Source organism: Prevotella illustrans, from assembly GCF_017426725.1.
Taxonomy (GTDB): domain Bacteria; phylum Bacteroidota; class Bacteroidia; order Bacteroidales; family Bacteroidaceae; genus Prevotella; species Prevotella illustrans.
In genome coordinates, this window is sequence record NZ_JAERMS010000023.1 from 1 (window position 1) to 24,734 (window position 24,734).

Sequence of the window (24,734 nt, forward strand, 5' to 3'; positions counted from 1 at the left end):
CTTAGTGAAAACAACTTCCTTCACTTTTTTGAAAAATATTTAGGACACTATTGGTGTAAAAGTGGTTTTATATATGTTTGAGTTTAAGATCGTTTTTTATAAAAAAAATAAGGATTCGAGGCAAGTTTTTGGGTTGTGCCGGATTTCTATAGTAGAAACCTCTAAAAAGAAAAAAGATGAAAACAAGAAAATGGATGCTCACCGCCATGGTGATTTTAGCTACGACCCTAAGCTTGCAGTCGTGTCTCAACGACGACGATACCCCATCTGTCAGAATGCCCAACGCTTTGGTAACATTAAAGAACAATGTGGCATTAGGCTTCTACCTGCAGTTGGACGACAAAACCATCGTTAAGCCCACGAACATAACCAAGTCGCCCTACGGAACGAAGGAGCTACGGGCGTTCGTAAATCTAAAGTTTGACGACAAAGATAAGGACAAAATGGAAAGAGCGGCTTATGTCAACTGGATCGATACGATACTGACGAAGCCCATGGCCAAGAACTTGGGTGAGAAGAACGATGCCACTTACGGCAATGATCCTATAGAAATCGTGAAAGATTGGGCCACAATTCTGGAAGATGGTTATCTGACTTTGCGCTTCCGCACTTACTTCGGCGATCCGAAAAAGACGCACATGATAAACCTGATACCCACGGGTAAGCCTTATGAAGTGGAACTGCGCCACAACGCCAATGGCGACAAAGCCGGATTTGTAGGCGACGGATGCGTGGCTTTCAGGCTGTCTGACCTGCCCGACACGGGAGATAAGGAAGTAGAACTGACCATTAAATGGAAGTCGTTCAGTGGCGACAAGAGCGCAAAATTCAAATATAAAACGCGTAAATAGATTGCCACCGACCACGCTGCAGGCAACATATAACGACACATGAACCTATTCGGAACCAGCAAGGAACAACAAATTATCCGACTGTTTAGCAAGGGAGATTCCCGTGCGATGGACGCGCTGTATGCCGAATATGCCGACTGTCTGACGGCTGTTTGTGCCCGATACGTACCTCGCGAGGACGATTTGCACGATGTGTTGCAAGAGAGTTTTATCAAGATTTTTACCAAAATAGAATCGTTTGAATATCGTGGGCGAGGCTCCTTGCGGGCCTGGCTCACGCGCGTTGTGGTCAACGAGGCGCTGCATTGGCTGCGGAATACCCGACAGCTGTTCGTCGTCGACTCGGATATAGAAAAGATGGAGATGCCCGAAGAAGAACCCGACGCCTCTTTATTGTCCGACAACGAGATTGCGGCGCTGATAGGAAGGCTTCCGGCCGGCTATCGCGCCGTATTCAACCTTTATGCCATCGAGGGCAAAAGCCATAAGGAGATTGCCCTGCTACTCAACATTAAGCCCGATACGTCGGCGTCGCAATATTACAAAGCTAAAAACATGCTTGCCCGAATGATCAGGGAGCAAAGAAAGAAGGAGGAACTGCAATGAACGATCAATGGACTGACGATATACGCAAACGCATGGAACAACGACGGACAGCGCCACCCAAAGGCCTGCTCGACGACGTGAAACGCGAGATGGCCGCAAGGGGACTGAAGCCTTTGGCACCCGTTTCACAGCCTCATGCGCGCCTGTTCCACAACAAATACTATCGTGCGGCAGCCGCGATTGCCCTCCTGGCAGCCATGACCGCTACGTTGACGCTGCTCAACGAGAAGCAATCGGAAGCGCCGATGGCAGCCCTCGATGCCGGTAAGGATGTTCGTCCTTCGGCAACGACGCCCGCCACGCCGGCACAGCCTTCGACAGCAACTCCCGTACTTCTTGCCTCTGCCGACCGGACTATGCAGACAACGTCGGGTAAGAGCATGACGGCCATGGCCCATACACCTCCGATCGAAGGATCGGTCAGTGCTACCGATGCGCAGCCGGAAGCGCCAACGGTGGACAAGGGTTCGACAACCGACGCGGCAACAACCAACGATCGGCCGACAAAACCTATACGCAACACAGGCCGAGACACGTATGAAGGAGGCATTGCCCTGCCCACCGATCACCCCAGAGCGTCCGCACGCCAAAATAAACTCAGCATGGCCACCTATTATAATAGCATGGGGGGCAAGACAACATCGAACGATATGCTGCTCTTAGCGACGGCCAACCCGATAGGCGACTATTCTGAAGACATGGCGGGCACCAACTCTCGAGGCGTGGTAAAGCAAAAATCAGAAGAGGGAAAGCGCACCCGGCATGGGTTACCGGTGAAGGTCGGTGTGGGACTTAACTATTATCTGTCGAAGCGATGGAGCCTGCAAACGGGACTTAATTACAGCCATCTCGCGGCAGAAACGACCTACGGACCTACGATGAAGGACGAACGCGAAAAACAATCGCTGCATTATATCGGCGTGCCGGTGGGCGTGAGTTACTCGCTGGTGCGTGGCAAGCGTTTCAATATTTACGCTTCGGCAGGTGCAGAGGTCGAGAAACTGGTGAGCGGAAAGATTACGATCCATGACAAAGCGGCCGACACAAAGGCCCCGATGCCATCGCGCTCGCTATCCGAACATCGGCCACAATTCTCCGTCAACGGTAGTATCGGTGCCGAATACCTGTTTGGTAACAACCTCAGCGCTTATGTAGAACCGGGCGTGCGTCACTACTTCAACAACGGAAGCAGTATCGACAATATCTATAAGGACAGACCCACCAACATCAGTCTGGGCGTGGGACTGCGCCTTCACATCAATCAATAAAGGAATAAGCGGAAGTCTTTTCCAATAAAAAAAAGAATTTCAAAACAGAAAAAGATAATGAAAAAGATAAAGATGATGATGGCCGGACTGGCCGTTTTATTGAGTTCATGTAGCCAAACAGAGGTAATCAAGTGGACAGAAGCCCGCAACTACTACCACGTAGGCGAGACGCGGCTGCCCGAAACGATGAAGATAACACGGCAACAGACGTTTGACGAAAACTTCGGAATGGCCGCTATCATGAGCAAGGACGGCCAGCCTACGCCCATCGACTTCAACAAAGACTTCGTATTGGCTAAGATTGTGCCTGAGACCGACCGCCAAACGACGCTCCAACCGCTTGCGCTCAAGAAGGTGGGCGACAAACTGCAACTCACCTATCGCTATACGCAGGGTGCTCGCCAGTCGTTTACCACACGCCCTTTCTTCCTGTTGATTGTGCCCAAAGCGTATGAAAAACTGGAGATTGAGGAAAAAATGGTTGACAAAGAGTAACGCGTCAGGGGTGTTATAGATAGAGCACGGCCTCGTTGCCTTGGTTGAACAACAGGTCGAGAATGCTCAGATTAGGCTGAAATCCCCACTTCCGCTCATACACTTGATAATATCTTCGCGACTCGAACGCGGGGTCGGGAAGCGGATGTTTCGGCCGAATAAGGTTGCGAAAGTCCGTGAGTGGCGTTGCGGATTCATAAGAAGTGGTGGGCTGATAATCGGGTTGGATATCCAGCAACTCGCACATTTTCTCCGTGATTGCCATATTGAAATCAAAGAGAAAGTCCCACCGTTGCTCGAAAAAAGGACGGATATCATCCTGGTAAAACTCAAAAAACGGACTCTCGCCGTAGGCCGAGCAGAGGGCATTCCAGTGGATATGGCGCCAATGACCATGGTCGCTGATACGCACGTCGCGTATCAACGTCTTCGACAGAGAGTCGCCATCGGTGGTCACGGGGATGCTCAACGCCTGCAGTCCGTTGGTCGTGGCAATGACCATTCGATTGCGATAGGTCTGCTTTACGAAGTTTTCGTAGCGTTCTATCAGGCAGTGGTCGTGGCGGTTGAGCTTCTGATACCACTGGATAGGACCAAAATATGTACTGGAAAGATATAACATGGTTTCGGATACGCTATATACCTAATACCCTCTTATGCTCATAAGCTCCTCTTTTCTTACGACTTTTCCGACGATGAGATGTTGATGAATTAACACCATCTGCCTGCCCGTATTGACCAAAAGGTATCGACAATCGGGACAACTACAACGTTGGCAACACGCCATGGGAATGCAATAACGCTGGCCTTTGTGGAGGATGGTGTCGCCCGGCAACGCTTCTACCTGCGACAAATAACTATGTACGCTGTCGGTATAGACCAAGAAGTCGCCAAAATGGCAATCTTTGCGCGCGAGTTTGTTGACCATCACCTTATCACCGACTGAATACACAGGATAAAAATCGTTACTGGTTACGGTAAAGAAGGTGAGGACAAAGGTGTGAAGCACAAAGACTATCGCAATAGCCACACCCATGGGCAATATCCATTTTGAAAGAGAGATAATATAGAGTGTTAGGTTTTATAAAGCATGTTTGAAACTCTGAACGCGCATTGATTACTTAATTCCATCCACCATTTTGAACAATCGGCTCCAGCGAATGCCTTTAAAGCCCTTGCGATCCGGGTCGGAACTGTACCAGATGAAGATTGGTTTGCCCACGATATGGTCTTCGGGAACGAAGCCCCAATAGCGTGAATCGGCGCTGTTGTGGCGATTGTCGCCCATCATCCAGTAGTAATCCAGCTTGAACGTGTAGCTTGTAGCCAACTTGCCATTGATGAAAATCTTGCCGTTCTTCACCTCCAGATTATTCCCTTCGTAGGTTCGGATAGGCCGTTCGTAAATGGCGATGTTGTCCATCGTCAGCTTCACGGTGGCGCCACGCTTCGGAATCCACACCGGACCGTAGTTGTCGCGCGTCCATCCCGTGTAAGTCGTGAGCGGATAGGTTTCACCTACCATCGCGTCGGTGTTGAGTCGGATGCTCTTCACGATGTCTTTGCGGCTCTTGAGCACGTCGTAGGCATGCTTCGTCAGCGGCATATAGCCGAATTGATTGAGGCTTGTGAGGTCTTCCATCGATATTCCCAACTCGTGCATCAGCTCCTCGGGAATATCAGCATTGCGCTCTATATAATAAGTATATTGCACGTTGTCGGGCTCTTTGTTAGGCTTTCCGTCGAGATAAACGACGTGATTCTTGATTTGCAAGGTCTGTCCGGGCAAGCCCACACAGCGCTTCACGTAGTTCTCACGGCGGTCGGTAGGCCGCGTAATGATGTCGCCATACTCGTTGGGATTCTGCTCTACATAGCGTTTACCTAAATTGTAAAGGCCTATGAGATAGTCGCGCTGCTGCTGACGGTTGAGCTGCGACAAGTCAACAGGTTGCGGATTCTGCTGTTCGTAAATCTGTTCGCCCAACTGATTACACATGCTGTAGAAGTCGGCAGCCTGATAACGTTCGGCATTCACCAGCGTATCGCCGGCCGGATAATTGAAAACCACGATGTCGTTGAGCTTCACATTGCCCAATCCTTTCACACGACGATAGTCCCAATGTGGCCATTCCACGTAGCTCTTCACGCCAAAAAGGGGCATGGTATGCTGCGTAAGAGGCATGGTAAGCGGTGTCTGCGGAATGCGCGGACCGTAACTTATCTTAGAAACTAAAAGGTAATCGCCCGTGAGTAGGCTCTTTTCGAGCGAGGAAGAGGGAATAACAAAGTTCTGAATGAAGTACAGGTTGATGAAATAAACGGCCACAAGGGCAAAGACAAGGGCATCAACCCAACTCATAATGAAGCGTACCGGGCCTTCGGAATCTTTCCACCACTGCCACCGTATCTTCTTGGTAATATAAACATCGTAGATGAATGGTATCACGATAAGCCCTAACCAGCTCTTCAACCAAAACAGAAACAAGAGATAGAGGATGATTACAACCGTGAACTTCGTCCACTGTACACGCATATTCAGCTTAGCTTTTTCTTTATCGATCATTGTCTTTCAACGTAGGTTAGAATTTAAACAAGTCGCTCGTCGTGAGCAATCCTTGATGATTCAATGTATATTCGGCTGCCAATACGGCCCCCAACGCAAAGCCTTTACGGCTGTGAGCATCGTGCTCAATGGTAATCATGTCGGCCTCGGAGTCGTACATCACAGTGTGAATACCGGGAACTTCGCCGTCGCGCACGCAGTTAATGACCAAGTCATCCTCGGTTATCGGGTCGCCCGCGTCTTCATGCCTGTCGCTCGTCCAGTATGTGACGCCACGCTTCCAGTCCTTCTTTCGGTCGATATTTTCAACGATTTCCTCGGCCAAAGTGATGGCCGTGCCCGACGGAGCGTCGAGTTTATGCACGTGATGGGTTTCCTGCATGCAGACATTATACGCGGGAAAACCGTTCATAATCTTAGCTAAGAAGCGGTTGACAGCCGAAAAGATGGCCACGCCCACCGAGAAATTGCTGGCCCAAAAGAGTGTGTGGCCGCCTTCGGTACAGAGCTTTTTCACGTCGTCGCCATGCTCTTTCATCCATCCCGTGGAACCACTCACGACCTTTACGCCATGCTTGAAGGCCTTCAGGTAGTTATCGTAGGCCGCCATAGGGTTGGTAAACTCTATGGCTACATCAGCTCCGGCAAAGGCGGGAGAGTCAAATGCCTCCGGATTATCCACGTCAATGCGACACACAATCTCATGACCACGCTGCAAAGCGATGTCTTCGATCATGTGGCCCATCTTGCCATAGCCGATCAATGCTATTTTCATCTTTACTTGATTATTTGTTAGTTTACAACTTGAAACTTAATTATTTGTGGCAAAGATAATGCTTCTTTTTCAAAGATAAAAGCCTGAAATGCAATAAAAAGTAATATTTAAGGCCTTTTGTACAAATTTTGGAGGGCCTTTAAAGCCACTTTCAAATATAATCTCTACTTTTGTATGACGCTTAAACGCCTGATACGGATGGAACAACTTTTACACTACGTATGGAAACATAAGCTGTGGCGACACGGTCCGATGACCACGACCGACGGCCAGCAGATAGAAATCATCGACCCGGGACTGCACAATCGCGACGCCGGACCAGACTTCTTCAATGCCAAAATCAAGATCGCCGGCACGCTGTGGGTGGGCAACGTAGAGATTCATGATCAATCGAGCGACTGGTATTTGCACGGACATGACCGTGATCCACGCTACAACAACGTGATTCTACACGTGTGTGGCAGCATCGATCGATCGGTCCGCAACGAGAAGGGAGAGCCACTGGCGCAACTGCAACTCGATGTTCCCGAGTACGTAAAGGCGCATTACGACGAACTGCTCACCACCGACCAATATCCTCCTTGCTATCGTATCATTCCCTCGCTCTCACAACTCAGCGTCCACGCGTGGATGAACGCGCTGCAAACGGAGCGACTGGAGCAAAAAACGGAAGCCATTATGGAGCGTGTAAAGCGCTGCGACGGCTCGTGGGAAGCCGGTTATTTCGTCACGCTGGCCCGCAACTACGGCTTCGGAATCAACGGCGACGCCTTTGAAGCGTGGGCCTATCGTGTTCCGTTACAGGCCGTCGCCCACCATCAGGACGACCTTCTGCAAATCGAAGCTATCTTTCTGGGGCAGGCCGGACTGCTCGATCCGGCAGCCATTGCCGAGCGTCACCGGGCCGAAGCCATTGCCGACAGTTACTTTCAACGGCTTCGCAAGGAGTATCTCTACCTACAACACAAGTTTTCTTTTGAGCCTATCGACTTCCAACGTTGGAAGTTTCTGCGGCTCCGTCCTCAGAATTTTCCTCATATTCGCATTGCTCAACTGGCCAATTTGTTCTATCAACGACGGGCCGGACTGAGCCAATTGCTCGATTGCCACGACGTGAAAGCGGCAGGCGAACTGCTCCGTAGCGCCGTCACACCTTATTGGGAGACGCACTACACCTTCGGTCATGCGGGCGAAAAACAACAAAAACGGCTCTCGGCCGCGTCGCTCCAACTGCTCCTCATCAACACCGTGATACCCATCCTCTTTGCTTACGGCCGCCACAAGAGCGACGAGAAGCTCTGCCAACGGGCCTTCGACTTCCTCGACCAGCTGAAAGCGGAGAACAATCACATCGTACGGATGTGGCAGGACTGCGGCCTCAACGTGGAAAACGCGGGCGACTCGCAAGCGCTTATTCAACTCAAAAAGATGTATTGCGACCGCAAGGACTGCCTCAGATGCAGAATCGGCTATGAGTATTTGCGACCCGTCACGTCCCAACGGCGCCCCACCCCGGCCTCCCAAAGGGAGGATGTGCGGGCTGAAGACACGAGAAAACGAATATAAGAACTAAAAAAACGAGTTGCCTCAATAGGGGTATTCGTCCATAAACGAGTAATTGTAATAACGACAAACATCCGTCGTAACCATTCAATCAACTCATTCATAACCATAAATATTGATAAAATAATGACAGAAAAGACCAATCCAGCAGCCAACACCCCGTTGCAATCGACCCACTCTCCCTATGGAAAGACCGGGACAGGTAAATACATTTTTGAAACCCGCATGGAGGTGCGCGATTACGAATGCGACATTGAGGGTATTGTGAACAACGCCAACTACCTACACTACACCGAACACACGCGCCATCGTTTCTTGCGACACGTGGGCCTTAGCTTCGCTCAGATGCACGAGAAAGGTGTCGATGCTGTGGTGGCCCGCATGAATCTGGCCTTCAAGATCCCACTGCGCTGCGACGACGAGTTTATTTCACGTCTGTCACTCAAGAAAGAAGGCGTGCGCTACATCTTCACACACGATCTATTCCGTGCGAGCGATGAGAAACTATCATTCCACGCCACCGTCGAGCTCGTGTGTCTTGTCAACGGCCGCCTCGCCGTGAGCGAAGACTACGACCGTGCTTTCGCGCCCTTCCTGCAAGCTGAATAAGCCCAAATAGGTCATTAAGGACTTATTGAAAAAATAGCAATTACAAATCAATCGGGCAATTACCAAAATATTACCGCTGCGTGGTAACACGATTACCACGTAGCGGTAAGACTATTACCACACGGCTGGTAATCACATTACCACGCAGCGGTAATTCCGTCAGAATTGTGGAAACACAGCCAAGTTTACAATGAATTATCAATCGTTCTTTGTAAAATTACATTTCTGATGAGCGATTTTGGATCAAGAATTTTGTGTAATCATGATACGCAAAATTCATGCTTAGGACTCGGGAAATTATCTGAGTAACTTTTGAATCATCGGTTCTACATCCTCGAGTTTAGGCCCAACCATCTGTTGCGGTAATCCCTTTGCGGGGATGATATACAAGGTTGGTAAGGCTTCTATGCCCAAATCTTTAGACAATTGCTGCTCCGTGACGTAATTGACTTTAAAGAATCGAATCTTTCCCTTATATTTTTCGGCCAATCGGGAGAGTAAAGGTGAAAGCCGTTTGCAAGGAACACACCATGTTGCCCAGAAGTCTATCACTGCGGGAACAGAGTCTTTATAGGCAAATTGATGATGGGTGGTATAGTCCCAGATATGATTCAAGAAGTAGGTTCGCCCTATTTCCTCCACCTTGCCATCCGTCATTATCGGTTGCTTTTCGACAGATGCGTCATAAGACGGCGCAGAAGAGTCGAAAGATTGGAAGTAAACGGCCGATTTAGTAAAGTCTATTGAAAGCAAGCCATGCCGCAACAGATCGCGCCCAAGATAAGAATGAGCGGGCTGATTCGTTCTGACCGACACGGTCTGAATTGACGTGTTAGCGATTCGGATTGTGCAAGAATCCCTCTTCCCGACACGTTGTAGGTCATCGGGCGTCAGACAAAGAAGCGAAGAAAAATCCAAGGAAATGGGCAAAGCATAATCCTTTCCATCAATAGAAACAGGTATCTTTACCTCCTTTTCAGGTTCTGTCAGCAATCTAATCCGATTGCTCAATTTAATAAAACCGGGTCTGTAAGGGCTGGAAAAGGTTAGTTTGTGTTGCTTGGAATCGATTGTCAAGATTACATTCCGCAGCATGTCAAGCCCCAATATTCCCACAACCTTACTCGTTCGGAAGGCCAATGGCCTCGTCGTATATGGAAAAATCCGTTCGTGGGCATACAGACTCTGCCCCAAGACAAGGGTGTGCGGAAGGGCGGGAGTAGCCTCTTTAGGAAGTGTTTCGTTAAACAAAGCCGTTTCTTTGGACACACTTAACACGAACAAAGCATCCCGACCATCCATTTGCAAAGTAACGGCTATGGAACCGTCACCCAACTGCTGATATTCATAAGTTTCCTGAAGAGAGTTGGCCGATTGGGCAAACACGCTCGAATGAGTCGACAACAAACCGACCAAAAGGAAAAGAATAAACTTGAAAACACGCATAATCATTTGTTTAACGCCGATGAACAGGAATATCGAACTTCCGATTCCCTCGCTTCATCGTAATGGTGGTTTCTGACGAAATAAGCCTGTCGAAGATGTCAGAAATCGTTGTTTCACTCAACAGAAGGCGAGTAATATCTTTCCCATTGACGGCAACAACCTCATCACCGATGTTTAATCGGTCAGTCAGAGGTTCCCAAACCGCGGTTATTTCAAACCTTCCGTGGGCAGGAAGAATACTCACATCCCAGATGGGAGCAGCCTTCGCGAGATCCGCGGAAGCCTCTTCGTAGGGCTGAAAATAAAACCGTCCACGAGGATAATCAATCGTTACGACACCGTATTTCAGCAATTCCGCGCCGAGTATTGTTGGTACATTGGGGGCGACAAGGCACGTAGCATTCTGAAAAGACTTGCCACCCAGCGCGAATTCGCCCATCTTAACCTGCTTCAAAGGCTTGGCTTCACCCAGCCCTTCAAGGCCTGCGCCCAACGTTCCTCTACCCTTCCGAACGACCGTTGCGGCCTGGGTCTGCGCCAAAAAAAGGTAATCCTTTTCGCTCATCGTAAGCAATTCGGGCACTCCTGTGTCGAACATGACCTGCACGGACGCGCCTGAAAACGACAAAGGAAAGTTCACATGCCACGTCTCCGAATAAGCTAACGGAATGCCATCGCTTAGCTTCAGTCCCTTCGGACGATAAGGATAATAGAGGCGCAACTCACTTTTCGCCCCGTCCAAAGCCATGACAACATCCTTGAAGGCGTCACCGCCGAGGATTCCGACTACACCCAGTTCCCGAAATCCCTTGATATCGGGTAGCGCAATCGTAGTAAGCGACAGTTTCAGATTACTTCCAATCTTCACCTCGGGCAACCTTCCCATCGAATACATATTGGCCTTGCCGTTCATGTCGGCCGTCACCTTGCTGGCTCCGGTCAGCTGTCCTCCCATCGCCTTTGCCTCCTCCCAAATGGTAGCGGTCTGCCCTCCGGTGTCCAAGATGTATCTGTATACCACCTGATTGACCGTGACAGGAACGATGATGCGTCCATATTTCATTTCATACCGTATCGTGTCGGCATACCGTTTGATCGAAAGATCTTGCGCAACAAGCCTCAACGCCAACAGCAGCAAGACGACGGAAAGAATATAATTGCGGCCTTTCATTTTTTCGATTGCTCGCGTTTGATGGCTTCCTTTACGGCATTTGCCACATTGACAATGCCTCCCGAAAGGCATAGATCAGAATATAGGAACAGGTCTTGAACCTTACGGTCGTTCACCACCATCGTCTTTTCAACCTCCATATCGTTCGGTTTCGTTGCGGTCTCGTTGAGCAATCGGTGCACATCACCAGCCTTCAGCGAGGGGAAGTAGGCTCTTATCAAGGCTGCAGAGCCTGCCAACGACGCTGCGGCCATGCCCGTTCCGGTAGCCAATCCGTAGGTGTTTGCCACGCCGGCCGTATAGATTTCCTTCCCCGGAGCATGGATATCCAGTTCTTTCCGACCGAAGTTCGCACTCAGCGAAGGTTTGCCTTCCTTGTCGCTCGGAGCCACAATCATCAGGTTGCCGAGTTCATGTCCGGGAATCATGAAGCGATTCGGATAATACAATGTGTGTCCCAAGTCCTGTGAACTCTCTGTAACTGGCGCAATCACAAGTACGTCCTTCTGCTCCGCATAGCGCAAAGCGTCTGCTATCCAACTACGTTCTGAGACAGGAAACAACGTGTTTTGAGAAGGCAGAACGATAACTTTCGCCCCATGATCGACCGCGTATCGCATGGCCAAAGCCACGTCTTTGAGATACGGATCGCCGGCGGTCGCAACGCGCAAAGGCATGATAAGCGCTTCGTTACAAATGCCGTCGCCACCGATTCGGTTATCTCTCACACCGGCAATGATACTCGCCTCCATGGTTCCGATGTTGGCATCTTCCGTCAATAGCTGCCCATTCCCGTAACGGGTGTCGCGAATATCATTCGGTTTATCACCCACAATTTCCTTTCGGTTGTCGTCACCATGCTTCTGAAGATACGCTTCATACGCCTGCTGAGCCTGACGGATAGGTGTTCCTTGCATTTCTACCTCATATATCTTTTTCCATGATTCCGTCTTGGCAATAGGAAAACTATAGCCCAATATCATGAAAGACATATCCGCCAACGAATCCTTTGGCGCGTTCTTATCATAGAGTGTCTCGAACTCTTTTAGCGTTATCTCTTGACCGGGAAAGCGCTGGCGGAGTTTCGCGTCAAAGATCTTGGTATAGTGGCGCACGACTTTGGCTGCCAGAATACCTGCGTATCGTGAGGCGAGTGGCGACTCATACACAATCGTATCACGATAATATCGGTATTCTTTCATATTCCGTGGCGCATCTACCTGCACCATCTCGTCGCCGTCGAACTTATAAAACCGCTTGCCATCAGACACATAGTCGGCATATTTCTCACGCAATCTGAAATACTCCCGGTCACCTTGATTCAGGGTAAAGTTCATCGAACGATTTGTGCCCGCCTTGTCCTTACCTCCCAAGAAGTTCCAACCGACAATGTCGTCTACCAGTCCATTACCGTCGTCATCGCGCCCATTGGGTTTCTCTCTTTGGTTTTTCCAGACCTTACCTTTCAAATCCTCGTGGCTCACATCCAGACCGGAGCCTATCAAGGCTACGACGACGCGCCGGGCTTTACGCCCTTTCAGCAATTGATAGGCCTCGTTCGCCCCCACTCCATAGACCTTATCAGCCGTAGGATGCAGGTTATACCAGTCAAGATCACTTTGTTTATATTCCTGTGCCTTCATCGTTTGCGCCATCGAAGGCGCAAACAATAAAAGCATTATCGATAGGATTGCGTTATTTACGTTCATGTGTTTCATTTTCATCCTGCTCCTCTAATCGAAGCATCCTTTATGTTTATTCTTGATTCCGAAGTCATTTGTCAGCACTTAATCGCTCATATTACCGATACGCTGCAAGTCTACATTGAATTGTTCTTTGAAATACCTAATGACAATATCATACTTCCGTCTTACCAATTCATGACTCAGGACTCCATCCGAAGCCTCAAGTTTGGCCAGCGGAGTAGACACAATAGTTTTCAAATAGTCGAACCAATCCTCACGCTCGCTGCTCTTATGAGCGCTATTTAAGAATCCTTCTGCCAATGAACCCTCAATATTAGAACCGTAAGCAGATACCGCGGTAAAAGCTTGAGGAATACTTTCGCGCGCCGTTCCCTTGTTTACATCGGGATAGATACGTCGTAATAAGAGCGTACACATATCCTGTCTGAATTGGTCTTTCTGTTCTTTGGTCATCTGCGGAAGCTCGCTGCTTCCCCAATTCACCGCAAAATACTCGTAGCCTTCAAAGGCATTGATACGCTTGTAGTCCTCTTCTGTGGGTACTTCGGTATATCCACCTTCCAGATAAAAGAGCTTTCCGCAAAGCAGAATGCGCAAGGGCAAATGCTTTTTCAGGAACTCGGTCGGGAATAAATCTAAGAATTGCGTCTTCAATAAAGACACTTGTTCCCCCACCTGTGCCTCTTCCGGCAATGCGTAAAGATAGCCCTCATCCTGCATTCTGTTCTTGCTCCACAGGAAACTTTGTGTAGATCCCCATGCAAAATCAGTATCGCTAAATTTATAAAGCAACAAGGAACCTGTCTTATCATACACCTCCCGAATTGTTTTATCATAAGGATGATTACCTTGAGGCAGGGTGTGCGGGCCTACGATTTCTTCAGAACCATTGGTTGGTTTGACCGGATCTTCATTTCCACAAGCGGCCAATGTCAACGCCAAAACTATATATAATATACTCTGTTTCATATCTTCGTCATTCTTATTTATCTAATTCCGGATTCCGTTCTCTCACTTCGCGAGGGATGGGCAGCACATATTTGCTACTGTTCTTTTCCAAGCGAACAGTCTGTACCTGCCCTTTTACAATAGAGAAAGTATGCTGGAGCGCGGGCATTCCCAATCGCCGCAAATCAAACCAGCGATGATCTTCAAAACTAAACTCAAGTCTTCGTTCATCCAAGCAGGCTTTCAACAGTTCCTCTCCATCCATTATATCCAGCTTTACATACGGATCAGTGAAGCGTGCCTCACGCAATGTATTGAGATCATTCAATGCCAACCTACGCATTTCTTCATCTTTGGTGAGCAAATACTTACGGGCATAAACCTCTGCTCTGTTCAGATAAGCTTCCGCCACACGCATTCCTTTGGTAGGATTCTGGATAACATTATCACTTTTACGGCCTACCAACAGATGCTTTTCAGGGAAAAAACCATTCATAACAAGGTAAGCATTGTAGTAAGCCTCACGCCGAATGTCGTTGGAAGCATACTTGTTTTCCAGTTCCTTGCTCACGGTGAAGGCCGGTAGCTTACCCGGATCGATATAAAAGTTTACTCCCATGAAATACGCCGAATACTCGCCGTTGACCGAATAGCCCCAGATCAATTCCGGACTACCACTGTTATACACGCCACCTTTTGACATATCATACATTACGATGCCCTGCCAGTCGTCATACGAATAGAACTGACGAAGCTTCAAAAGCGTGGGCTTACGTTCTATAACGGAAGAACTGTATTTGATAACCTCGTCCCATTTGCCCTCATAAAGATATACCCGAGCCAACAACATGTCGACAAACAACGGCGATACGGTGTACACGTTATGAGCCACCGGGCCATTCTTGGCAAAGAGGTTACGTGCTTCAAGAAGATCTTTTACGATTTGTTCGTACACTTCAGCCACGCTACTGCGCTTCGGAAACTCATCTTTCACCGTAGACTTCAAAACAAGTGGCACGCCGGGAGCCGCGTTGGCCTCCGTATTCTCCGTGTTGTAAGGTGGCGCATACGCGTTGACAAGCATGAAATAGTAGAAAGAGCGCAGACTCAAAGCCTCGGCCTTGATACGTTCTTTTGCCTGTTCGGAACCCGTGACCAAAGGTAACTGATCAATGACAACATTGCATCCATTGATCCAATGATAGAGATTTTGCCATGAATTATACCATGGCACATTGTTTTTCTGCAGCTGTTCAAACATGTCTTCAGCCCAAGTAAAAACCGGTCCACCACCAAGAAGCATCGTTTCCTGACCTGTGGCGTCGGAATAATTGCTTTCTACATTATCCGTTAACAACTCAAGATAAGGAAAGATGGGTGTACGAGAAGCATAACCCTCACCTAATAGTAGTTCTTCCAAATCGGTTGTAGTACTTGGTCTTACCTCGTCTTGACTGCTTTCCATAAGAAAATCGCTACAAGCCGTCAATAACAAGGCTATCGATAACGCACCTAAGAATATGATATTTTTCATTGAAGCCATCATTAAAATTACAAACTAAAATTCAAAGTAAGACTATAACTTGGCGTAATCGGCTGAGAGCCAGTAGCTACTTCGGGGTCTACGCCGTTATAATCTTTGCTTACTATGATAAACGGATTACTAATAGCACCGCTGACAGAGAGGTTTTTCAACATCATCTTGCTTGCGACTTTCGCGGGTACTGTATAGGACAAAGAGATGTTATTACACCGTAAGAAAGAGGCATTTACTACCCGTGCCGTAGAATAATTGTACATTCGGTGACGATACTCCGTTGATCCATCAGGCAAATTCACCAGCGGTATGTTTCGATAAGGGATGGTAGGAATCTGGGTATGCGCCTCATCACCGGGCTTTTGCCAACGCCGCACCATGTCTTTAGACAAATTGGAATAGGCCGAAGGTGTGCTGTTATTCAAATAATCTTCGTCAAACAAATCTGTAAGGAAGCGCTTTCCACCGAGCGCAATACTGAAAGATGTAGACAAAGTCAATGTCTTCCAACGCAACACGGTCGACATACCACCCGAGAAATCAGGCTCTGTTGTTCCGGCATAGGCCATATAGGTTGTAGCATCGAACGGATTAGCACCTTCCTCTTTGGTTGGAATCTTAAACAAAGGATACCCTCCTTGCGAGTCAAGTCCCGTAAAATTCCATGCCCAAAAGGCTCCTACCGGATAACCTTTCTTATGAACAGAGCCTCCCGCTGCGGCTCTCCAATTCTGATTTTCGGCGATAGTGGATCGTATTTCGTTGAAATTCTTTGCCGTGTTAAGCGAAAAACTCCACACCCAATCCTTGGTTCTCACAGGCGTTACGCTTGCCGTCAACTCGAAACCTCGGTTGGTCATGCTGCCACCGTTGATTGGCATGAACAAAACTCCATACTCATAAGGCACGGCTTTAGAAACAATCATGTCCGAAGTATGCTTCGAATAATATTCCGCACTGAAGGCAATACGGTTTTTCAATACACCGAAATCAATACCAAGGTTGATACTTTTCGTCTTTTCCCAGCGCAGATTATCATAAGGTAATGACTTTATCTTCAAGATATAACGGCCTGTTCGGATATCAATAAAATCACGACCACGACCCAACTGCGCTATCAGGTCGGGGCCGCAGTTCTCTACGACATTGCCCTGCCAACCGTATGAGCCACGCACATTGAAGTCGCTGATCCACGACAGGTGCTTAATCCATGGTTCATTGATGATGTTCCAACGGGCACCGACAGACCATACGGGCAGGAAACGGTTGCGTTCGTCCTGTCCGAAACGGTTGGACGCGTCCGAACGGACACTGGCCGATAATATGTAACGTTCGTCATAGCTATACATTCCTGTGGCAAACAGGCCGACAGTATTGATTTTACGGTCGATAACGGAGTTGGAGAAGTTGTCGTATAGTTCATTGGCTATCAAATTGGAACTATTCAACGGGTCTACAACTTGACGCGGTGGCAACATAATCGATTTACCCCGCTGACGAAAATAACCATAAACGGTCGTATTATATCCGTCGTATTTATTGCTGCGCATTTCGCCTCCGGCCATGAAACTCAGTCGATGTACATCGTTTAAAATCTTATTATAAGATAAGGTAGCACGCAAAGTATAGTTCTTGTTGCGGCTTTCCGTTGTGTTCAACTCACCTCCATGAGGCAAACGAGACTTCTTATATTCCAGGTCTCCAGGCCCATAAAGCCCGAACTCATAGCCTCGCAGATTGGTAATAAAAAAGCTCCGCTCATCGGCATACGACTCTCCGACCACGTTGGAGGTATTGTATCCGAGCAAACCTTCAAAGCGTAAGCCTTCAGCGATCATCCATCTTAGGTTGGCAGAGAGTGCCATTGTGTTCGTCGTATTGGTATTTCCTGTGTTATTAAGTTCATTGATGATATTATACATTCTGCGGTTGGCATCCTGTGTTTTAGCATAATAAAACAAGGAACCATCTTCATTGTATGCCGGAATAGCACGGTTTATCGTTCGGGCATAGTAGTAAGGATCTACGCGGAAGAAACCATGGGTCTCATGAGAAGCCGCATTTAAGCGCACACCTAAACTCACCTTACTACTGATTTTGGTATCAATGCTTACCGAAGCACTATAATTTTTCGAATCGTTACCTTTGGATATACCATTAGTAAACGAACCATTAAGTGATGCATAGTAATTCATATTGCCCGATCCTCCACTGAGACTTACACCATGATGATGGCTCATCGAATTGCGAAACAACTCTTTAAACCAATCTGTATTGTTGGAACGTGCCTGTCTTACCCCATCCACAAATTGCTGATAGGTAATCTCTTTACGCAAATATTGCCCTAAAAGTCCTTCATATCCGATTCGTTCGAGGGGACGATTGGCCTCACTGATAAGTCCTCTTCGATAAATTTCACTTGAAACATCGATACGTTCCGAGGAATTCATCAGGTTCATCCGGCTGTAGTGTATACGCGGGGTGACGGATATACCACCGCTGTAATTCACCGAAATACGTCCGCTCTTACCTTGCTTGGTTGTAATAACAATGACACCATTGGCCGCTTTCACGCCATACATCACTGTCGCTGCGGCATCTTTCAACACGGAAATCGTCTGAATATCGTTCGGACTTAACCACGAGATAGAATTACCTACGAAATTCTTAATCATGTCGAAATTGTCCTGATTGATATTGCCCAAAGCATCGAGGTCACGCGTTTTAAACGGCAGCGGGTCTTCTTGAATGATACCATCGACCACCCACACCGGTTCCTGATTACCCAACAGAGTAGACGTTCCACGCACGCGTACCTTTGGAGTGGCACCTACCAATCCGCTGGTATTCAATACACTCGTACCCGACAGTTTTCCCTGCAACATCTGTTCAATGCTCTTTTGTCCGTCATAGAAAAGATCTTCTATCTGTACTGTGTTGGCCGAACCGATCATTTCGTTTTTTCTAATGCGCTGATAACCGGTAACGATGACCTCATCGATAAGCGACACGTCGTCGGCCATCGTCACATGGAGCATTTCCTCGCCGCGCCATGCCACCGTCACAGCCTTCATGCCGGCATAAGTAAATTGCAGAACAGGACGCTTCGCATAGGTTTCTATCCTAAAAAAGCCTTCCAGATTGGTCTGAGCGCCTTCCGATGTCCCTTTAATAAAGACGGTAACTCCGGGTAAAGGCTCTCTCATATTTTCGGATAAGACCTTACCTTGAATCACGACCTTGCCTTTTCCCGCCTGATTTCCGGACAAACCACTTTGCGACAAGCCGTCTGAGGCTCCGCCCGTTTGGGCAGATGTCTGCGTGATATTGATAAACTTACCATTCACGGAATACCTGAAAGGCTTGTTTTGCAGCAAGAGAGAAAGGACTTTCTCTACCGTTTTGTTTTTTAGTTGTACGCTAACCGTATAACCTTGCACCTCATCATAGGTGAACAAGACCTTGAATCCGGATGCTTTTTCAACTCTTTTCAGCGCGTTGGCCAATGATTCATTACGACATTCCACCGTAATTTTGTCGGTCAACGATTGTGCTTCGACAGCAGCAACGTTTCCCCAAAAAGCAAACAACGCCACAACAATCCTGCAAGCAAATCTACTCAACGCTTGCCGTTTTTTTAGTTTATAACTCATAAATGATGTATTTTTAAGGTATCACCTATAGGATTAACGACCCAAATGAAATATCGGGCATTAGTTTTCCTCTCTTTTTTTAGAAAGAACGATTTTGTTATCTTTCAACTCGGCTTCGATATAGCTGAACGCGTTCAGGTTTTTCACGACTTGCGATATATCGGCATTGCGGTCGGCAATGAAGTGAAGACGATAGCTCATCAAGGAGTTATCGCAGATCTCAATGCTCACATTATACCATCTGCCGATTTCCTTCAGGATGTCAATCAGTGGCAGATTGTCAAAATAAAAATAACCGTCTTTCCACTGAATGTAATACTCCGTATCGACACAGGTCACGTTAAATCCTTCGTCATCGCTTAATGTCGCGTCTTCGCCGGGCTTTAACACAACTTTTTGACGGCTCGTTTTATTGCTTATCGCCACCGAACCCGACACCAAAGTCACATGATTGTCCGAGCCGGGATAAGCTTTCAGATTGAACTCCGTGCCCAATACACGGGTCAGAATCCTATCGGTTTCTACGATAAAAGGATGCCGGGCGTCTTTCTTCACTTTAAAATAAGCTTCCCCTTTCAGTTTTACTCGCCTTACATCGCCCGAGAAACGAGCCGGAAATATCAACTTACTCTCCGCATTGAGCGTAACACTTGTGCCGTCGGAAAGAATCAGTTTATATGCTTTTCCACGAGGTGTAGACAACATTCGCACCCCCTCCGCACGCGTCGAGGTATGTGAAAAATCGGCCCGTTCGTCATCAATCACCACCCCTTCGTCGTGATAGGCGAGTTCAATATCCTTCATCTGTTCGTCGGCTTTGCCCAACAAAATCTTCTGCGGGCGGTCTTCTGCCACGAAAGCCATCAGATGATCGGCAGCCGGCCGGCCATCTAAATAGGAATGAATGCCCCATACCATTGCGACAACGGCAGCAGCCGCGGCGGCAACATACAACAATCTGCGCCGATAAGAACTCCGTAAGCGGCGGGGCGCAAGCTCGGTAGCGCAAAAATGTTTCCAAGCTTTCGCTGTGTCAGGAGCTGGACTTTTCTCTCTAAGTCTTGCACAACGATAGCTCCACAACAAACGATACGCATCCTGCGAAGCTTTGTCAGACAGCAACGCGCCTATTTCGTCATCCGTCAACTCGTCCCAGTTATCTATCCGATTCACTACCTCGTGCTCCTCGGTAGCGTCCGCGTTCTGATGTAAATTATCAATATCCATGTTCATTATATAATATAACGATTATCGATTCTTTTTGGTTATCTTCCGGTTTGCGTATTCTATAGAAAAAGATTCACGCAATAATCGCAAACCTTTCATGACATGCTGCTTCACCCCACTGATTGAAATATCGAGCAAGGCCGCAACTTCCTTATAGGTATGTCCCTCATAAAAACACTGATCCATCACAAAACGGGTACGAACAGGGAGCTTTTCCATCACACGATTTATCAATTCGATGTATTCTTCCTGTTCATCCATGTTCCAGTCTATGCCATGCCGGCTCATGTCAAGAAAGAACTTGGCATAAGCAGACTCTACCTTAGCATGTTTCAGATAATCCAGACAACGATTGTAAACACATTGCCGTAAATAGGCAACACCATATCGATGATGCGGGTAGGAAAAGTCTTCCCAAGCGCGAGTAAAGACATCATTCACCACATCTCGGGCCACTTCCGAATCATGCACTATATAAAGAGCATTATAATATAATTGGGAATAATTTTCTTTGAACAACTTTTCAAATGCGCATTCCCGATCACGTACGCCCATCATTATACGCTTTTATGAATAAAACTATTTTACAAACTTACACAAAATCCTGCGATTACAGGCCAACTTGAAGCATATTAACTTGAAAAAAACCAACATTTTTAACGAAAAGCCTTTGTTGTAAGTAAAATAATTTGTTACTTCGCAATCATCAAAAATACCTAAATAAAGATGATCGACACACAGGAACTCTACAATACGCTCATACTGGCCCGACTGGGATTCTGGCATATCGACAAGATGCAGGTGCTTTACCGGCAGGTGGGCAACGCAACCGACATCATAGGGCACAGCAACGACATACGCACGCTGATGCCCGAGGCCACGCCACGCTTCATGGCGCTCTTTCAAAACACGGACGAAGTGCGGCGACGGGTGGACGAAGAGTTGCGATGGGCCGAACAACACCACGTGGAAATACTCACACCGAAGGACGAACGCTACCCCCGACGGCTGCTGGAGTGCGCCGACGCGCCGCTGGCTCTCTACTATCGGGGCACGACCGACCTCAACGCACGCCACGTGGTCTGCGTCGTGGGCACCCGCCACTGCACGACTTACGGACAAGATCTCATCCGCCGTTTCATGACCGACCTGCAGCGGTTCTGTCCCGATACGCTCATCGTCAGCGGACTGGCCTACGGCGTTGACATCCACGCCCACCGACAAGCGCTCCACAACGGCCTGCCGACGGTGGGCGTACTGGCTCACGGCCTCGACACGCTCTATCCGCCGACCCACCGCAACACAGCCAACGAAATGGCCACACACGGCGGACTGCTCACCGAATATACCACCTGCACCAACGCCGACAAGGCCAACTTCGTGCGCCGCAACCGTATCGTAGCGGGCATGAGCGACGCCTGCGTCCTCGTAGAGAGCGCGGCACGGGGCGGCGGACTCATTACGGCCCGGCTGTCGCGCGACTACAACCGTGACACGTTTGCCTTTCCCGGTCCCGTGGGAGCCGAATACAGCGAGGGTTGCAACCAGTTGATACGCGACAACGGCGCCGCTCTCATCACGTCGGCCGAGGATTTCGCCGACGCCATGGGCTGGAAAACTGAATATATGCTGCAGAAAGTGCGCCGCGAAGGTATCGAGCGGCAGCTCTTCCCCACGCTCTCGCCCGACGAACAACATATTATCGACACCCTCACCACCACAAACGACCTCACCATCAATCAACTATCCGTCAAAGCCGACTTGCCCATCGCGACCCTTTCGGGACTTCTTTTTCAACTCGAAATGCAAGGATTTGTCAAGCCCATGGCCGGTGGCATATACCACCTAATACGCTGATAGATAGTGATTTTCCTGTAAAAGATTTTGAAAGAAGCAAAAATATTCGTTACTTTGCATGGGCCTTTATGCCCATTTTAATATCTATTTTTGGTAAAATTAGAGATTATGAAAAAGCTATTAGTTATGATTGCAGCCTTCGTAATGGCTGTTCCTTCATTCGCTCAGTACAAGAGCGGCGGTTTCGCATTCAGTGAAGAAAGTGTTTATTATGGTATCCGCATCGGTATGACGGCAGCCAGCGTTGGCGGCGACTGGAACTTGGACAACAAAGTAGGTATGACCTTGGGTGGTGTCCTCGGCGTTCGCTGCTCGCAAACCATGCCCGTATTCATTGAAAGCGGCCTTTACTACACAGAAAGGGGTGGCAAGACCAGCGTAACCAAGACCAGTCTCAACTATCTCGAGGCACCCGTGCTCATCAAATTTGGCATTCAAGCAACTGAAGACATTGCCATTCTGCCCTTCGTAGGCCCTTATTTCTCTTACGCTGTCAGCGGTAAGACCACGCTCAACAGCAACCAAGCGGGCAAGAAAGAAAAGATCAGCTCGTTCCGCGACAACTATTTCAAGCATGGCGACATGGGATTCAAGCTCGGATGTGGTGCTGAATACAATAACATTTATATCGAAATGGGCTATCAATTTGGTTTAGCCAACATTTCAAAAGACGATAACCGCGACGCCACGGGTCACGCTTTCTTCGCTAACTTCGGCGTAAACTTTTAATTCAATATGAAACGTTATTGCCAAACCCTCGACCTAAAGGCCGACCCGGAACTCATCGCCCGGTATCGGAAAGCCCACAGTCAACCCGAAATGTGGCAGGAAATCATCGACGGAATCCGTCAGGTGGGCATTCTCGAAATGGAAATCTATATCTTAGGCAGCCGCCTCTTCATGATTGTAGAGACGCCGGACGACTTCGATTGGGACACGGCGATGGCCCGTTTGGCCACGTTGCCCCGCCAAGCGGAGTGGGAAGCCTACACGTCAAGGTTTCAATCGGTGGCTCCGGGACAGACTTCAAATGAGAAATGGCAGATGATGGAACGCATGTTCCACCTCTACGAAAAATCATGAAATAACCTTAAACCCAAATCTCTAAGTTTGCAATATGAATTGCAATAAATAAAGAGATTTGGGTTGAAAAGGCGAACGAACAGAACAAAAAACGCCGACGGGCCTGCTTCTGAAATGGAAGCAGGCCCGTCGGTGTTACAGGGAAGAATGCTTTAGCCTCTCATCGCCAATGCCTTGTTCTCGTTTTCCTCCATAATCTCGCGTTCACCCGGCCCTTTGTCGTTGATACCACACAAGTGGAGAATGCCGTGGATAATGACACGGTGCAGTTCTTCGTAATAGTCCTTGCCCAGTTGTTCGGCATTGCTGCGCACGGTATCGAGCGAGATGACGAGGTCGCCGTTGAGTACATCGCCCTCATCGTAGTCGAACGTGATGATGTCGGTGTAGTAATCGTGGCCGAGATACTCGTTGTTCACTTCCAGAATCTTTTCATCGTCTACAAACATGTAGCCGATTTCGCCGACCTTGCGGCCGTGTGAAGCTGCCACCCGCTTAATCCAAGCCGTGGTCTCACGCTTCTTGATTTTCGGCATTTTCACGCCGTCTACGTTGTAAGTGATCATGTGGTAAGAATCGGAAAGCCTCCCCCGCCCCTCCCAAGGAGGGGAGTGCCTGATGGCTTGGGCAAATCGGCTTTGTTTTTAGTGGTAATTTTCGTATTTAAATCTTTACATTAGAGTTTTTATAATTACTCTTTTTCGTCTTTAAATCTTCGCATTAGAGCCTTTATGATTACTCTTCTTCGTCTTTAAACCTTTGAGTTAGAGCCTTATTTTTTACTCTTTTACTTTTTTACTGCTTTACCTTTTTTTCTCGTTTTCCGTCAGGCACTCCCCTCCTTGGGAGGGGCGGGGGAGGCTTTGTGGCAGTTGAATCTCTTTCCCAAACCTCTTCAGTTCTCTCATGAGCGACGAACTCACGTATGCCAGTGCCGGATCGGCATAGAGCAGGATGGTTTCCAGACCGCCGAGCGCACGATTGGCGTCAGCTATGTCGCGCTCATACTCGAAGTCCTTGACGTTGCGCACGCCCCTCACCACGAAACGGGCACCCTCACGACGGGCGAAGTCGATGGTCAGGTCGTCGTAGGTTTTCACCTCAATAGCCTTCTCATCGGCATAGAGTTGTCGAATCGCGGCAACCCGTTCCTCGGCCGTCCACATATAGTGTTTGTTCACATTGACACCCACGCCGATGACAAGGCGGTCGAAAAGTGGCAGCGCACGCCTCACGATAGAGTCGTGGCCCACGGTGAAAGGGTCAAAACTACCCACGAAGATAGCAGTTCTCATGTGTGCAAAAGTAATAATTAATTATAATAGTCGCAACGATTTGGGCATCGTATTGCGGTTTTTGTCGGTCGATTATCT

23 protein-coding genes are annotated in these 24,734 nt (G+C 48.3%); 9 read left to right on the forward strand and 14 right to left on the reverse strand.

Annotated features, from left to right (window positions below):
* The first annotated feature begins 176 nt into the window (after positions 1–176).
* From JHU38_RS07785 to JHU38_RS07800, 4 genes are read left to right on the forward strand one after another with little or no spacing between them, the layout of a single operon-like run.
* A complete protein-coding gene (locus JHU38_RS07785; protein WP_107581481.1) occupies positions 177–851 on the forward strand; it encodes a NigD1/NigD2 family lipoprotein in 675 nt (224 codons plus the stop codon).
* Between the two features lie 39 nt (positions 852–890).
* Positions 891–1,457, forward strand: a complete 567-nt coding sequence (locus JHU38_RS07790; RefSeq protein WP_107581480.1) for an RNA polymerase sigma factor — start codon at positions 891–893, stop codon at positions 1,455–1,457.
* Positions 1,454–2,725, forward strand: coding sequence for a porin family protein (locus JHU38_RS07795; protein WP_107581479.1), 1,272 nt, complete (start codon positions 1,454–1,456; stop codon positions 2,723–2,725). The genes JHU38_RS07790 and JHU38_RS07795 overlap by 4 nt, the downstream gene beginning before the upstream one ends.
* 57 nt (positions 2,726–2,782) lie before the next feature.
* Positions 2,783–3,220 (forward strand): hypothetical protein, encoded by a 438-nt coding sequence (locus JHU38_RS07800; protein WP_107581478.1) that lies wholly within the window; start codon positions 2,783–2,785, stop codon positions 3,218–3,220.
* 13 nt (positions 3,221–3,233) lie between these two features.
* Here the strand turns inward: JHU38_RS07800 and JHU38_RS07805 are convergent, their stop codons facing one another.
* From JHU38_RS07805 to dapB, 4 genes are all read right to left on the reverse strand, one after another.
* Positions 3,234–3,842: a WbqC family protein gene (locus tag JHU38_RS07805; RefSeq protein ID WP_107581477.1), complete on the reverse strand. Its 609-nt coding sequence runs from the start codon at positions 3,840–3,842 to the stop codon at positions 3,234–3,236.
* A gap of 21 nt (positions 3,843–3,863) precedes the next feature.
* Positions 3,864–4,262 carry a S26 family signal peptidase gene (locus JHU38_RS07810; RefSeq protein ID WP_255414282.1) on the reverse strand — a complete coding sequence of 133 codons (399 nt, stop codon included), beginning with the start codon at positions 4,260–4,262 and terminating at the stop codon, positions 3,864–3,866.
* Between the two features lie 75 nt (positions 4,263–4,337).
* Positions 4,338–5,786 (reverse strand): S26 family signal peptidase, encoded by a 1,449-nt coding sequence (locus JHU38_RS07815; RefSeq protein ID WP_107581475.1) that lies wholly within the window; start codon positions 5,784–5,786, stop codon positions 4,338–4,340.
* 16 nt (positions 5,787–5,802) lie between these two features.
* Positions 5,803–6,561, reverse strand: a complete 759-nt coding sequence (gene dapB, locus JHU38_RS07820) for a 4-hydroxy-tetrahydrodipicolinate reductase (RefSeq protein WP_107581474.1) — start codon at positions 6,559–6,561, stop codon at positions 5,803–5,805.
* Between the two features lie 198 nt (positions 6,562–6,759).
* Here dapB and JHU38_RS07825 point away from each other — a divergent pair, with 198 nt between their 5' ends.
* Both JHU38_RS07825 and JHU38_RS07830 read left to right on the forward strand, forming a co-directional pair.
* Positions 6,760–8,127 (forward strand): DUF2851 family protein, encoded by a 1,368-nt coding sequence (locus JHU38_RS07825; protein ID WP_107581473.1) that lies wholly within the window; start codon positions 6,760–6,762, stop codon positions 8,125–8,127.
* A gap of 222 nt (positions 8,128–8,349) precedes the next feature.
* Positions 8,350–8,733, forward strand: coding sequence for an acyl-CoA thioesterase (locus JHU38_RS07830; RefSeq protein WP_232369890.1), 384 nt, complete (start codon positions 8,350–8,352; stop codon positions 8,731–8,733).
* A gap of 297 nt (positions 8,734–9,030) precedes the next feature.
* Here the strand turns inward: JHU38_RS07830 and JHU38_RS07835 are convergent, their stop codons facing one another.
* The 8 genes from JHU38_RS07835 to JHU38_RS07870 all read right to left on the reverse strand — a co-directional run bounded on the left by JHU38_RS07835 (position 9,031) and on the right by JHU38_RS07870 (position 20,979).
* The gene (locus JHU38_RS07835; protein ID WP_107581471.1) at positions 9,031–10,185 is read right to left on the reverse strand and encodes a thioredoxin family protein; all 1,155 of its coding nucleotides are present in this window, start codon (positions 10,183–10,185) and stop codon (positions 9,031–9,033) included.
* Between the two features lie 4 nt (positions 10,186–10,189).
* Positions 10,190–11,350, reverse strand: coding sequence for an aspartyl protease family protein (locus tag JHU38_RS07840; RefSeq protein WP_158267284.1), 1,161 nt, complete (start codon positions 11,348–11,350; stop codon positions 10,190–10,192).
* Complete coding sequence (locus JHU38_RS07845) at positions 11,347–13,059, reverse strand: S8 family serine peptidase (RefSeq protein ID WP_158267283.1); 1,713 nt, start codon at positions 13,057–13,059, stop codon at positions 11,347–11,349. Before JHU38_RS07845 ends, JHU38_RS07840 begins: the two co-directional genes overlap by 4 nt.
* 78 nt (positions 13,060–13,137) lie before the next feature.
* A complete protein-coding gene (locus JHU38_RS07850; RefSeq protein ID WP_107581468.1) occupies positions 13,138–14,025 on the reverse strand; it encodes a putative zinc-binding metallopeptidase in 888 nt (295 codons plus the stop codon).
* 13 nt (positions 14,026–14,038) lie between these two features.
* Complete coding sequence (locus tag JHU38_RS07855) at positions 14,039–15,469, reverse strand: RagB/SusD family nutrient uptake outer membrane protein (protein ID WP_207859338.1); 1,431 nt, start codon at positions 15,467–15,469, stop codon at positions 14,039–14,041.
* Positions 15,470–15,555: 86 nt separating this feature from the next.
* On the reverse strand, positions 15,556–19,194 hold the full coding sequence (locus JHU38_RS07860) for a SusC/RagA family TonB-linked outer membrane protein (protein ID WP_107581466.1): 3,639 nt from the start codon (positions 19,192–19,194) through the stop codon (positions 15,556–15,558).
* Positions 19,195–19,254: 60 nt separating this feature from the next.
* Positions 19,255–20,421: a FecR family protein gene (locus JHU38_RS07865; RefSeq protein WP_158267281.1), complete on the reverse strand. Its 1,167-nt coding sequence runs from the start codon at positions 20,419–20,421 to the stop codon at positions 19,255–19,257.
* Positions 20,422–20,442: 21 nt separating this feature from the next.
* The gene (locus JHU38_RS07870; protein ID WP_025880945.1) at positions 20,443–20,979 is read right to left on the reverse strand and encodes a sigma-70 family RNA polymerase sigma factor; all 537 of its coding nucleotides are present in this window, start codon (positions 20,977–20,979) and stop codon (positions 20,443–20,445) included.
* 168 nt (positions 20,980–21,147) lie between these two features.
* Between JHU38_RS07870 and dprA the strand changes: the two genes are divergently transcribed.
* From dprA to JHU38_RS07885, 3 genes are all read left to right on the forward strand, one after another.
* Positions 21,148–22,278 carry a DNA-processing protein DprA gene (gene dprA / locus JHU38_RS07875; protein WP_107581464.1) on the forward strand — a complete coding sequence of 377 codons (1,131 nt, stop codon included), beginning with the start codon at positions 21,148–21,150 and terminating at the stop codon, positions 22,276–22,278.
* 108 nt (positions 22,279–22,386) lie between these two features.
* Positions 22,387–23,007, forward strand: a complete 621-nt coding sequence (locus JHU38_RS07880; RefSeq protein ID WP_107581463.1) for an outer membrane beta-barrel protein — start codon at positions 22,387–22,389, stop codon at positions 23,005–23,007.
* 6 nt (positions 23,008–23,013) lie between these two features.
* The gene (locus JHU38_RS07885; protein ID WP_107581462.1) at positions 23,014–23,361 is read left to right on the forward strand and encodes an L-rhamnose mutarotase; all 348 of its coding nucleotides are present in this window, start codon (positions 23,014–23,016) and stop codon (positions 23,359–23,361) included.
* A 152-nt stretch (positions 23,362–23,513) separates the two neighbouring features.
* Here the strand turns inward: JHU38_RS07885 and ybeY are convergent, their stop codons facing one another.
* Together ybeY and coaD are read right to left on the reverse strand one after the other, a co-directional pair.
* Positions 23,514–23,927 (reverse strand): rRNA maturation RNase YbeY, encoded by a 414-nt coding sequence (ybeY, locus tag JHU38_RS07890; protein WP_107581461.1) that lies wholly within the window; start codon positions 23,925–23,927, stop codon positions 23,514–23,516.
* A 237-nt stretch (positions 23,928–24,164) separates the two neighbouring features.
* Positions 24,165–24,656 carry a pantetheine-phosphate adenylyltransferase gene (gene coaD / locus JHU38_RS07895; RefSeq protein ID WP_107581460.1) on the reverse strand — a complete coding sequence of 164 codons (492 nt, stop codon included), beginning with the start codon at positions 24,654–24,656 and terminating at the stop codon, positions 24,165–24,167.
* Positions 24,657–24,734 lie beyond the last annotated feature (78 nt).